The sequence below is a fragment of the Pseudomonas putida genome (assembly GCA_029953615.1).
GTDB lineage: Bacteria > Pseudomonadota > Gammaproteobacteria > Pseudomonadales > Pseudomonadaceae > Aquipseudomonas.
On the sequence record CP124529.1, the window covers coordinates 2,984,574 to 2,997,526 of the forward strand.

General features: G+C 65.3%; 6 protein-coding genes and 1 pseudogene. 5 read left to right on the forward strand and 2 right to left on the reverse strand.

Going from position 1 to position 12,953, the window contains the following annotated elements; genetic code table 11:
* Positions 1-288 precede the first annotated feature (288 nt).
* The 3 genes from QIY50_13620 (at position 289) to QIY50_13630 (ending at position 3,421) form a co-directional block, all read left to right on the forward strand.
* Entirely contained in the window at positions 289-660 is a 372-nt protein-coding gene (locus tag QIY50_13620; GenBank protein ID WGV18531.1) for a translation initiation factor Sui1, read from the forward strand.
* A 152-nt stretch (positions 661-812) separates the two neighbouring features.
* On the forward strand, positions 813-2,726 hold the full coding sequence (gene speA, locus QIY50_13625) for an arginine decarboxylase (protein ID WGV18532.1): 1,914 nt from the start codon (positions 813-815) through the stop codon (positions 2,724-2,726).
* A 239-nt stretch (positions 2,727-2,965) separates the two neighbouring features.
* On the forward strand, positions 2,966-3,421 hold the full coding sequence (locus QIY50_13630) for a transposase (protein ID WGV18533.1): 456 nt from the start codon (positions 2,966-2,968) through the stop codon (positions 3,419-3,421).
* Between the two features lie 135 nt (positions 3,422-3,556).
* Here QIY50_13630 and QIY50_13635 read toward each other — a convergent pair whose 3' ends face one another.
* Complete coding sequence (locus QIY50_13635) at positions 3,557-4,894, reverse strand: MATE family efflux transporter (GenBank protein WGV18534.1); 1,338 nt, start codon at positions 4,892-4,894, stop codon at positions 3,557-3,559.
* Positions 4,895-5,178: 284 nt separating this feature from the next.
* Here QIY50_13635 and QIY50_13640 point away from each other — a divergent pair.
* A pseudogene (locus QIY50_13640) lies at positions 5,179-10,081 on the forward strand (alpha-2-macroglobulin).
* A 133-nt stretch (positions 10,082-10,214) separates the two neighbouring features.
* On the opposite strand, the gene QIY50_13645 reads toward QIY50_13640, so the two are convergent.
* Positions 10,215-10,508: a hypothetical protein gene (locus QIY50_13645; GenBank protein ID WGV18535.1), complete on the reverse strand. Its 294-nt coding sequence runs from the start codon at positions 10,506-10,508 to the stop codon at positions 10,215-10,217.
* Between the two features lie 77 nt (positions 10,509-10,585).
* Between QIY50_13645 and pbpC the strand changes: the two genes are divergently transcribed.
* A complete protein-coding gene (gene pbpC, locus QIY50_13650; GenBank protein WGV18536.1) occupies positions 10,586-12,940 on the forward strand; it encodes a peptidoglycan glycosyltransferase PbpC in 2,355 nt (784 codons plus the stop codon).
* Positions 12,941-12,953 lie beyond the last annotated feature (13 nt).

The window sequence follows — 12,953 nt, forward strand, 5'->3', positions numbered from 1 at the left end:
GCAGTGCCGGCACTTTCGCGGGCACGCCCGCTCCCACAGGTATTGCGCAGCCTCCAGATGCGGCGCCGTACCTGTGGGAGCGGGCGTGCCCGCGAATAGTCGCAAAACATTCGCAAAATGCCGCATTCCGGTACTTAGCAACAGCCGCATTTATCGTTAAACTGCGCGCCCTTTTCGGGCTGCCGCAGGTCTTGCGGTGGTAGCGCCGCCCCTGCCAGAGTGGGGCTTCGCGGTCGGGCTCAACCCCTGGGGCCGACCAGTTTTTGTCCTCAGCACCGAGGAACAAAAGTGGCCAAGAAAGCTTCTTCCTTCGCCGCCCTTGGCGGTCTCGTTTACTCCACCGACGCCGGTCGGCACTGCCCCGACTGTGGCCAGCCGGTGGATGCCTGTACCTGCAAGCAGCAGGTCATCCCCGAAGGCGATGGCATCGCCCGTGTGCGCCGCGAAAGCAAGGGGCGCGGCGGCAAGACCGTGACCACCGTCACCGGCGTGCCGCTGCCGCTCGACCAGCTCAAGGAGCTGGCCTCTACCCTCAAGCGCCGCTGTGGTACTGGTGGCGCGCTGAAGGATGGGGTCATCGAGATCCAGGGCGACCATGTCGAGCTGCTGATCGGTGAGCTGACCAAGCAGGGCTTCAAGGCGAAAAAATCCGGCGGCTGAGGCGGCCACGCGATTTTTTGCCCAGTGCTTTCTAAACTCGTTGCCGTGACCAGGGTCTATCCCAGGGCACGGACGAATCGTCATTTTTGGCTTTTACACTGCGCCCGCCTCCTCGCGGGGCAGTGTCTTCGACTTATCTATAGGGGACTTGAATGTCCGTACGACGCACACGCAAAGACGATGGTAGCCAATGGACCGTGGCCGACAGCCGCAGTGTTTATGGCATCCGCCATTGGGGCGCTGGTTATTTCGCCATCAATGAAGCCGGGCGCGTCGAAGTACGCCCCAACGGCCCGAAAAGTGCACCGATCGACCTGTTCGAACAGGTCGACGAACTGCGCCAGAGCGGCTTGTCGCTGCCATTGCTGGTGCGCTTCCCCGACATTCTGCAGGACCGCGTGCGCCAACTGACCGGCGCCTTCGACGCCAACATCGCGCGCCTGGAATACCAGAGCAAGTACACCGCGCTGTACCCGATCAAGGTCAACCAGCAGGAAGCGGTGGTGGAAAACATCATCGCCACGCAGAACGTTTCGATTGGCCTGGAAGCCGGCTCCAAGCCTGAGCTGCTGGCCGTGCTGGCGCTGGCGCCGAAGGGCGGCACCATCGTCTGCAACGGCTACAAGGACCGTGAGTTCATCCGCCTGGCGCTGATGGGCCAGAAGCTTGGCCACAACGTGTTCATCGTCATCGAGAAAGAGTCGGAAGTGGCCCTGGTGATCGAGGAGGCCGCGGAGTTAAAGGTCAAACCACAGGTCGGGCTACGCGTGCGCCTGTCGTCGCTGGCCTCGAGCAAGTGGGCCGACACCGGTGGCGAGAAGTCCAAGTTCGGCTTGTCCGCCGCCCAGCTGATTTCGGTGGTGCAGCGCTTCCGCGATGCCGGCCTGGACCAGGGTATCCGCCTGCTGCACTTCCACATGGGCTCGCAGATTGCCAACCTGGCCGACTACCAGCACGGTTTCAAGGAAGCCATCCGTTACTACGGTGAGCTGCGTGCGTTGGGCCTGCCGGTCGACCATATCGACGTGGGCGGCGGTTTGGGCGTGGACTACGACGGTACCCACTCGCGCAATGCCAGCTCGATCAACTACGACATGGACGACTACGCCGGCGTGGTGGTGGGCATGCTCAAGGAGTTCTGCGACGCGCAGGGCTTGCCGCATCCGCACATCTTCTCCGAGAGCGGCCGTTCGTTGACAGCGCACCACGCCATGCTGGTGATCCAGGTGACCGACGTCGAGAAGCACAACGACGACGTACCGACCATCGACAACAAAGAAGCCCTGCCGGAAACCGTGCAATGGCTGGTCGACCTGCTCGGCCCGACCGACATCGAGATGGTCACCGAGACCTACTGGCGCGCCACCCATTACATGGGTGACGTGGCTGCGCAGTATGCCGATGGCAAGATCAGCCTGGCCGAGAAAGCCCTGGCGGAACAGTGCTACTTCGCCGTGTGCCGCCGCCTGCACAACTCGCTGAAAGCCCGCCAGCGCTCGCACCGCCAGGTGCTGGACGAGCTGAACGACAAGCTGGCCGACAAGTACATCTGCAACTTCTCGGTGTTCCAGAGCCTGCCGGACACCTGGGCCATCGGCCAGGTACTGCCGATCATCCCGCTGCACCGCCTGGACGAAGAGCCAATGCGCCGTGCCGTACTGCAGGACCTGACCTGCGACTCCGACGGCAAGATCAACCAGTACGTCGACGAGCAGAGCATCGAGACCAGCATGCCGGTGCATGCGGTGAAGGAGGGCGAGGACTACCTGCTGGGTGTGTTCCTGGTCGGTGCCTACCAGGAAATCCTTGGTGACATGCACAACCTGTTTGGTGACACCGACTCGGTGAACATCTACCAGAACGCCGATGGTAGCGTGTACCACGCCGGTATCGAGACCCACGACACCATCGAGGACATGCTGCGCTACGTGCACCTGTCGCCGGAGGAGTTGATGACGCACTACCGTGACAAGGTGGCCAGCGCCAGGATCACCGCGCGTGAGCGGACCCAGTACCTGGATGCCTTGCGCCTTGGTCTGACCCGGTCTTCGTACCTGTCGTCATAAACTTCGGGGGCCGCTTTGCGGCCCATCGCGACACAAGGCCGCTCCTACAGCGGACCGCGAAACCATAAGGAATTGCGCGGGAAATCGCGAACCACATGGTGCGCGATCTGATGTGGGAGCGGCCTTGTGTCGCGATCTGAGGGCGCAGCCCTCACCGCGTCATACTCGGTAACGATCCACCGGGGATGTCTTTCATCACCACGCCTATCCTGTGAATGCAACGTTCAAAGGAAGTCGACATGGATCGTCACGGCAACCATCGTTTGCGCCAAGGGCGCTTTTCAGAGCCAGGCCGGCTCTACCTGCTAACCACCATCACATGTCATCGCCGCCCGTTGTTCGAGAATCTCTGGTTTGCGCGTTCGGCCATTCGGCAGTTGTGGCTGAGTGATCGAGAGGGGAGTTGCCGTTCGCTGGCCTGGGTGTTGATGCCAGACCACCTGCACTGGCTGGTCGAGCTCGGCCCGGCCAGCCTGGGTAAACTCATGTGTGCCTTCAAGTCGCGAAGCAGTTGCGCGCTCTACCGTAAAGGTGCCGATCGACAACACATCTGGCAGCCCGGCTTTTATGACCGGGCCCTGCGCAAGGAGGAGGATATAAAGGCCGCTGCCCGCTATATCATCGCCAACCCCATTCGGGCTGGCCTGGTGCGGCGGGCTGGTGATTATCCTCATTGGGATTGTGTGTGGCTGTGAGTCTGCAGGTGAGGGCTTCGCCCTCATTTCGCGACACAAGGCCGCTCCTACAAGGGGATCGTAATACCAGGACGCTCCACGATCTCCTGTAGGAGCGGCCTTGTGTCGCGATGGGCCGCAAAGCGGCCCCCGGCGTCACTGAACCCAAAGCCCTTTTTCCTGCAACCGCCACCCCACCCACCCCAACGTCACCGCCCGCAACGCCATGAACCCGAGGAAGGCCAACCACAGTCCATGGTTGCCAAGGCTACCCATGAGCACGCCCAACGGCAGCGCAATCACTACCGACACCAACATTGCGTTACGCATCTCCCGCGCCCGGGTCGCGCCGATGAACAGCCCATCCAGCAAGTAACTCCACACCGCAATCAGTGGCAGCAACGCCAGGTACGGCAAGTACGGGTAAGCCGCCGCACGCACACTCTCGATGTCGGTCTGCAAATCGATGAACAGGTGCCCACCCAGCAGGAACAACCCGGCAAACCCCAGGCTGGTGATCAGCGACCAGCCACAGGCCACCACCAGCGAGCGGCGCAGGGTGTCGCGGTCGCGAGCACCAATGGCATGCCCGCACAGGGCCTCCACTGCATGCGCCAGCCCGTCGAGGGCATAGGCAGTCAGCAGCAAGCCGTTAAGCAGCAGGGCATTGGCCGCCACCGTGGCTTCACCCAAGCGTGCGCCCTGCACGGTGATCAGTAGGAACACCAGCTGCAGCGCCAGGCTGCGCAGGAAGATGTCGCGGTTCACCGCCAGCAGCGGCCGCCAGGCCCGCCAGCGCCTGAGTGCTGCCCAGGCGATCTGCCCAGGGTAGGCGCGCAGGGCCGGGCGGGTCAGGGCAAGGCCGAGCAACGCGGCGCTCCATTCGGCGATCACCGAGGCCCGTGCCGAGCCCAGCACGCCCCAGTTCAGGCCCAGCACGAACCACAGGTTGAGAGCGATGTTCAGCAGGTTGGTGGTCAGCAAAATCGCCAGCGGCGCCCGTGCGTTCTGTGTGCCGAGGAACCAGCCGACCAGCGCATAACTGGCCAGCGCTGCCGGCAGGCCGAGCAAGCGGGTGTGGAAGAAGTCTTCGGTGGATTGCTGCAATGCCTCGCTTGGCTGCATGGCGTGCAGCGCCAGCTGGCTGAAGGGCAGGGCGAGCAGGCCGATCAGCAGGGCAAAGGCCACCGCCAGCAGCAGGCCCTGCACCAGCACCTGGCGCAGCGCCGCGCCGTCGGCACGCCCGGCAGCCTGGGCGGCGAAGCCGGTGGAACCCATGCGCAGAAAGCCCATCAGGCCGACCATGAAAGTGAACAGCGTGGCGCCCACGGCCACGGCGCCGAGCTGGTGGGCGTGCGGCAGGTGGCCGATGACGGTGCTGTCGACCAGGGCTACCAGCGGCACGGAGATATTGGACAGGATCATCGGCGCGGCCAGGGCCCAGACCTTGTGGTGGGTGGGGCGGTGCTGCCAGTCGGTGGTCAGTTGCGACATTGGAATCCTTGATTTATCAGGGGCCGCCTTGCGGCCCAATCGCCGGCAAGCCAGCTCCCACAGGTATTGCACATGACTCGAATTCGATGCGGCCAGTGTGGGAGCTGGCTTGCCGGCGATTGGGGCGCAAAGCGGCCCCAATTCAACGAATGGCCACAGTGTAACGGTCGGGTCACCCATTCGCGCGACCATGGTCACACCTGACGCGTAACGTCGGGTACTGCACCCGCCGTTGCGCTATAGTTGCTGCCCTAAACGTACACGCTGCCAAAGAGTTCTACTCCATGTTCAACAAAGGATTGTTGCTGGCCTGCGCGCTGGCTTTGCTCAGTGCCTGTGACTCTTCGACGCCGGGCAAACCGGCGCCAGCCGAAAAACCGGCAGCCACAGCGCCCGCAGCCACCCCGGCCCCCAAGCGCGAAGACCCGGCCGTACTCGCCAAACGCTACGAAGGCCGCGAGCTGACGGTGCTGGATGTTTCCGAAGTGCAGCTCGATGGCGCCGCAACGCTGTCGATCAGCTTCTCGGCACCGCTCGATGGCCAAGCAGGACTTCACCAGCAAAGTGCACCTGGTCGACACGGTCAAAGGCAAGCTCGACGGCGCCTGGGAACTCTCCGACAACCAGATGGAACTGCGCCTGCGCCACCTGGAACCGCAGCGCAAGCTGGTGCTGACCGTCGACAAGGGCCTGCAGGCGGTCAACGGCAAGCAGCTGGACAGCGAGTCGATCACTCGCCTGGAAACCCGCGACATGCAACCGACCATCGGCTTCGCCAGCCGCGGTTCGCTGCTGCCCACGCGGCTGGCCGAGGGCCTGCCGGTGATCGCGCTCAACGTCGACAAGGTCGATGTCGAATTCTTCCGCGTGAAGCCGGACATGCTCTCGGCCTTCCTCGTCAACTGGGGACGCAACAGCAGCTTGTACTACTACCAGTCCAAGGAAACCCTGGACATGGCCGAACTGGTCTACAGCGGCCGCTTCGACCTCAACCCTGCACGCAACACCCGCGAGACCGTGCTGCTGCCGATCGCCGGCATCAAGCCGCTGCAGGAGCCAGGCGTGTACCTCGCGGTGATGCGTGCCTCGGGCACCTACGACTACTCGCAACCCGCGACTCTGTTCACCCTCAGTGACATCGGTGTGTCCGCGCATCGCTACCGCGACCGCCTCGATGTGTTCGCCCAGGCACTGGAAGGTGGCAAGGCGATGAACGGCGTCACCCTGGAAATCCATGACGACAAGGGCAAGCTGCTGGCCCAGGCGAGCACCGACAGCGATGGCCATGCCCAACTGCCGATCACGCCCAAGGCCGACACCCTGATCGCCACCCAGGGTGTGCACACCACCCTGCTGCGCCTGAGCAGTGCGGCGCTGGACCTGGCCGAGTTCGATATCACCGGGCCACAGGCCAACCCGCTGCAGTTCTTCATCTTCGGCCCGCGTGACCTGTATCGCCCAGGCGAAACGGTGTTGCTCAACGGCCTGCTGCGCGACCAGGACGGCAAGCCGGTCAAGGCTCAGCCGGTGAGTGTGGAAGTGCGTCGCCCGGATGAGCAGGTCAGCCGCAAGTTCGTCTGGGAAGCCGACGGCAATGGCCTGTACCAGTACCAGCTGCAGCTGGCCAGCGAGGCGCCGACCGGCCGCTGGCAACTGCTGCTCGACCTGGGCGGCGGACGCAAGCAGGTGTATGAGTTCCTCGTCGAAGACTTCCTGCCCGAGCGCCTGGCGCTGGAGCTCAAGGGCAGCAGCAAACCGTTGACTCCGGATCAGGATGCGCGCATCCAGGTCAATGGCCGTTACCTCTACGGCGCCCCGGCTGCCGGCAACCGCCTGAGCGGCCAGGCCTATGTTCGCCCGCTACGCGAGGCGGTACCGGCGCTGCCTGGCTACCAGTTCGGCTCTGTCACCGAAACCGAGCTGAACCAGGACCTGGAGCTGGACGAAGTCACCCTCGACCAGGCCGGCAAGGCCGTGGTCGATATCGAAAGCCGCTGGGCCGAAGCCCGCTCGCCGCTGCAACTGACCGTGCAGGCCAGCCTGCAGGAGTCCGGTGGCCGGCCGATCACCCGGCGCCTGGAACAACCCATCTGGCCGGCCGAGCGCTTGCCGGGCCTGCGTGGCCTGTTCGACGGTGAAGAAACCGACAGTGACGGGCCGGTGGAGTTCGAGTTCCTGGTGGCCGATCGCGATGGCAACAAGCTGGCGGCCAACGACCTCAAGGTGCGGCTGGTACGCGAGCGCCGCGACTACTACTGGAACTACTCGCAGAGCGATGGCTGGAGCTACGCCTACAACGAGAAGTTCCTCACCCAGAGCGAAGAGACCGTCAGCGTCAAGGCTGGCTCCACCGCCAAGCTGAGCTTCCAGGTGGAATGGGGTCCGTATCGCGTCGAGGTGGAAGACCCGCAGACTGGCCTGGTGTCCAGCGCACGCTTCTGGGCTGGCTACCGTGCCCAGGACAACGCCGAAGGCGGTGCGGTGCGGCCGGACCAGGTCAAGCTGGCACTGGACAAACCGGCCTACGCTGACGGCGCTACCGCCCAGGTCACCGTCACCCCGCCCGCAGCTGGCAGTGGCTACCTGATGATCGAGTCCAGCGATGGCCCACTGTGGTGGCAGGAAATCGACGTGCCGGCCGAGGGCAAGACCTTCGATGTGCAACTGGACAAGCAGTGGGCACGCCACGACCTGTACATCAGCGCGCTGGTGATTCGCCCGGGTGAGCGCAAGGCCAACGCCACGCCGAAACGTGCGGTGGGCGTGCTGCATCTGCCGCTGGACCGTGCCGAGCGCAAGCTGGCGGTGAGCCTGCAGGCGCCGGAGAAAATGCGCCCGAAACAGCCGCTGACCGTGAAGGTCAAGGCAGCCAATGCCGATGGCAGTGTGCCCAGACAGGTGCATGTGCTGCTGTCGGCGGTGGATGTAGGCATCCTCAACATCACCGACTTCAAGACCCCCGACCCGTTCGCCAGCCTGTTCGGGCGCAAGGCCTACGGTGCCGACCAACTGGATATCTATGGCCAGTTGATCGAAGCCGGCCAGGGCCGCCTGGCCAGCCTGGCGTTCGGCGGTGACGCGGCAATGGCCAAGGGGGGCAAGCGCCCCAACACCACGGTGACCATCGTCGCCCAGCAGAGCCTGCCGGTGACCCTGGACGACAAGGGCGAGGGCCAGGCCACGGTCGATATCCCCGACTTCAATGGCGAACTGCGGCTGATGGCCCAGGCCTGGACCGAGGAACATTTCGGCATGGCCGAAGGCAAGACCGTGGTCGCCGCACCGCTGATTGCCGAGCTCTCCGCGCCGCGCTTCCTGGCCGGTGGCGACCGCACCAGCCTGGCACTGGACCTGGCCAACCTGTCGGGCCGCGCCCAGCAACTGAGCGTTGAAATCAGCACGGAGGGGCAACTGAGTCTGGCGGCCAACGCCATGCAGAACGTTGCCCTGGCGGAAGGCCAGCGCTCCACCCTGATGATTCCGGTACAGGCCCAGGGGGGCCTGGGGCAGGGCAAGGTGCATGTGCGGGTCACTGGCCTGCAACTACCCAACGAGCCGGCCGGCGCGTTCGAGCGTGAGTGGACGCTGGGCGTGCGCCCGGCCTACCCGGCGATGCTCAAGCACTACCGCGTGGCCTTGAAAGATCAGCCATGGACCCTGCCTGAAGCAGACCTTGCAGCCTTCGAACCCGCCGGCCTGGAAGCCAGCCTGGCCTTGTCGAGCCGGCCACCGTTGAACCTGGCCGAGCAGATCCGTGCTCTCGAAGCTTACCCCTACGGTTGCCTGGAGCAGACCACCAGCGGCCTCTACCCATCGCTGTACGCCGATGCCGACAGCCTCAAGCGCCTGGGTATCAAGGGCGAACCAGCCGATGTGCGCAAGCGCAAGATCGAGATGGGTATCGAGCACCTGCTGGGCATGCAGCGTTACAACGGCAGCTTCGGCCTGTGGAGCTCGGACAGCGAAGAGGAATACTGGCTGACCGCCTATGTCACCGACTTCCTGCTGCGTGCCCGTGATCAGGGCTACGGCGTGCCGGCCGAAGCGCTGAAGAAGGCCAGCGAGCGCCTGCTGCGCTACCTGCAGGAGCGCAACCTGATCGAGGTCGACTACAGCGAGAACGCCGAGCACACCCGCTTCGCCGTGCAGGCCTATGCGGCATTGGTGCTGTCGCGCAGCCAGCAGGCGCCCTTGGGGGCCCTGCGTGGTCTGTTCGAACGCCGCGCCGACGCCCGCTCTGGCCTGCCGTTGGTGCAACTGGCGGTGGCGCTGGACAAGATGGGCGACAAGCCGCGTGCCGAGCAGGCCCTGCAGGCGGGCCTGGGCATCAGCCGCGGTAAAGGCTGGATGGCCGACTATGGCAGCGCCCTGCGCGACCAGGCACTGATTCTGGCGCTGCTGCAGGAAAGCAACCTGGCCAGCCGCCAGGTCGACCAGCGCCTGTTCGCCCTGTCGGATGAACTGGCGGCCAACCGCTGGCTGTCCACTCAGGAGCGCAATGCGCTGTTCCTGGCTGGCCGTAGCCTGCTTGGCAAGCCGGAAGGCCAGTGGCAGGCGCGCCTGGACAGCGCCGGCGAAGTACGCGAGTTCAACAATGCCGAGTCCGGCATGAAGCTCGAAGGCCCGTTGCTGGCTTCGCCGCTTAGTGTGCAGAACCAAGGCAGCGAGACGCTGTACCAGCAACTGACCCTGTCGGGTTACCCGCGCCAGGCGCCTGCGGCCGGTGGCAACGGCATGCAGATCCGCCGTGAGTACCTGGGCATGAATGGCCAGCCGCTGGATCTGCACAACCTGCGCAGTGGCGACCTGGTGCTGGTGCACCTGGCGCTCAAGGCTGAAGACCGAGTACCGGATGCGCTGGTGGTGGACTTGCTACCGGCAGGCCTGGAGCTGGAAAACCAGAACCTGGCGCAGAGTGCCGCCAGCCTGGACAACGCCAGCAGCGCGGTGAAGGAATGGCGCGAGTCGATGCAGAACGCCAGCGTGGTGCACCAGGAGTACCGCGATGACCGTTACGTTGCCGCGCTCAAGCTGGACAGCTACGGCACCACCCATCTGCTGTACCTGGCCCGGGCGGTAACCCCCGGCACCTACCGCGTGCCGCCGCCGCAGGTCGAATCGATGTATCGGCCGAACCTGCAGGCCGTTGGGGATGGGCAAGGGGAGATGACCGTTAAAGCCCGCTAGATTTGTATCGCCTTTACCGGCCTCATCGCCGGCAAGCCAGCTCCCACAGGATGGAGCCTGGCTTGAGGTCGATGCGGTCGAGGTGGGAGCTGGCTTGCCGGCGATTGGGCCGCAACGCGGCCCCCGGCATAATTCAGTGAATCACCCAGCTCATCACCCACAACCCCAGCAGCAGCCAGATGATCCCGAGGATGATCGAGGCGCGCATGAATGCGCGGATTGCCGAGTACAGCAGCACCAGGCCGATGATCAGGGCGAGGATGCTGAGCAGCGAGGTCTCCATGCCCAAGGTGCGCGCCAGGCCATCGATGAAATTGCCACCGGCACTGGCCAGCAGGTTGAACAGCCCGCTCAATGCGTCGACGATGAAGCGGATCAACGACCCCAGCGCCTGGCCCAGCCACTCGAAAAAACCTTCTACATGCATAGTTGCTTCCTGATGAACGAATCGGCGATTTTGCCGTTCCCAAGCCTTTGGCCATCACCTGGCCAGGTCGGTTCCCGATGCCAAGCTTAACGCGGCCGCGTACCCGTGCGGGCAGGTTGCTGCGCGCCACGGTGATCGGCATGCTGGTGCTGTTCGGCCTGTTGTGGCTGGCCGACCGTCTCTGGCCGCTGCCCATGCCCGGCGACGACCTGGCCCGGGTAGTCCTGGCCGAGGATGGCACACCGTTGTGGCGTTTCGCCGATGCCGATGGCGTGTGGCGCTACCCCGTCAGCCCCGACGAAGTTTCGCCGCTGTACCTGCAGGCGCTGCTCACCTATGAGGACCGCTGGTTCTACAGCCACCCCGGGGTCAATCCGTTGGCCCTGGCTCGCGCTGCCTGGCTGAACCTGCGTGGCGGGCGCGTAGTGTCGGGTGGCAGCACGCTGTCGATGCAGGTCGCGCGCCTGCTCGACCCGCATGAGCGCACCCTGGCCGGCAAACTGCGTCAGCTGTGGCGCACGGCGCAGCTGGAATGGCATCTGTCCAAGCGCGAAATCCTGCAAATCTACCTGGACCGCGCGCCCTTCGGCGGTACCCTGCAGGGCGTGGCGGCCGCCAGCTGGGCCTACCTGGGCAAGTCGCCCATGCACCTCACCCCGGCCGAAGCGGCGCTGCTGGCAGTGCTGCCCCAGGCGCCCAGCCGCCTGCGCCCGGACCGTCACCCCGAACGTGCCCAGCGTGCCCGGGACAAGGTGCTGCAACGCCTGGCCGAATACCAGGTGTGGCCGGCCCAGCAAATCCGTGAAGCTGGCGAAGAACCGCTGGTGCTGGCGCCACGTCAGGAGCCGGCCCTGGCGCCGCTGCTGGCCCGGCGGCTGAACAGTGCCGGCAGCCCGCCGCTGATCCGCACCACACTCGACGCCGCGTTGCAGCGACGTCTGGAAGACCTGCTGCTGGGCTGGCGCGCGCGGCTGCCGGAGCGCACTTCCGCCGCCATTCTGGTGGTCGATGCGCAAACCATGGCGGTGCGTGCCTACCTGGGCTCGATCGATCTGGCCGACGAGCGCCGCTTCGGGCATGTCGACATGGTGCGTTCATTGCGCTCGCCGGGGTCCACGCTCAAGCCGTTCCTCTACGGCATGGCGCTGGATGACGGCCTGATCCATTCCGAGTCGCTGCTGCAGGATGTGCCGCGACGTTATGGTGACTACCGCCCCGGCAACTTCTCCATGGGTTTCAGCGGGCCGGTATCGGCCAGTTCGGCGCTGGCGCTATCGCTTAACCTGCCGGCGGTGCAGCTGCTGGAGGCCTATGGCCCGAAACGCTTTGCCGCGCAACTGCGCATGGCGGGCATGCCGCTGATACTGCCGCCGCTGGCCGAGCCCAACCTGTCGTTGATCCTGGGTGGGGCGGGCAGTCGCCTGGAGGACCTGGTGGGTGGCTACGCTGCGCTGGCGCGGGGTGGCAACAGTGCGCGGGTGCGCCTGCAACCGCAGGACCCGTTGCTGGAACGGCGCCTGCTGTCACCGGGGGCGGCGTGGATCATCCGGCGCATTCTGAGCGGCCAGGCGCGCCCCGACCGGGACCCGCATGCCGAGCTGGTGCAGCGCCCGCAACTGGCCTGGAAAACCGGCACCAGCTATGGCTTTCGCGATGCCTGGTCGATCGGCGTGGGGCCGCGCTACCTGATCGGCGTATGGATCGGCCGCCCCGACGGCACACCGGTGCCCGGCCAATTCGGGCTGGCTTCGGCAGCGCCGCTGATGCTGCAGGTGCACGACCTGTTGAGCAACCGTGACAGCCAGCGTGGCATCAGCGTGCCGGTGGAGCGGGTGCCGGCAAATGTCGGTGTGGCGGCGATTTGTTGGCCGCTGGGCCAGCCGATGAACAAGCAGGACCCCAACTGCCGGCGTCAGCGTTTCGCCTGGACCCTGGACGGCACCACACCGCCAACCCTGCAAGCCGCCGATCAGCCACTTGGCCTGGGGCTACGTGAAAGCGTGTGGGTCAACGACCAGGGGCTGCGTGTCGATGGCAGTTGCCCGGGCGCCACGGCCCGCGACATCGCCCTCTGGCCGGCCCCGCTGGAGCCTTGGCTACCACGCATCGAGAGGCGTGCGGCGCGCCTGCCGGCCATCGACCCGGCCTGCCCGCCGCAGTTGCCGGCCAGTGCGCCACCGCTGTCGATCGTGGGTGTGCGCCCGGGCGACAATCTGCGCCGCCCGGCCACCAGCAGCGAGGCGTTGCAAGTGCATGTGTCGGCGCTGGGCGGTGGAGGGCGGCGCTGGTGGTTCCTCAATGGCCATCCCTTGGGCGAAACCCAAGGGCAAGACAGCCTGCTGGTGCGCTTGCCACAGGTTGGGCAGGCCGAAATCAGCGCGCTGGATGAAAGTGGCGAGACGGCGCGCGTGGCGTTCCAGGTCAGTGAGTAGCGTTTGAAAAAGC

Bases quoted from the DNA above. Each gene is read 5' to 3' on its own strand.
- QIY50_13635 (WGV18534.1), bottom strand. From the start codon at position 4,894: ATGTCGCAACTGACCACCGACTGGCAGCACCGCCCCACCCACCACAAG.
- speA (WGV18532.1), top strand. From the start codon at position 813: ATGTCCGTACGACGCACACGCAAAGACGATGGTAGCCAATGGACCGTG.
- QIY50_13630 (WGV18533.1), top strand. From the start codon at position 2,966: ATGGATCGTCACGGCAACCATCGTTTGCGCCAAGGGCGCTTTTCAGAG.
- pbpC (WGV18536.1), top strand. From the start codon at position 10,586: ATGCCAAGCTTAACGCGGCCGCGTACCCGTGCGGGCAGGTTGCTGCGC.
- QIY50_13645 (WGV18535.1), bottom strand. From the start codon at position 10,508: ATGCATGTAGAAGGTTTTTTCGAGTGGCTGGGCCAGGCGCTGGGGTCG.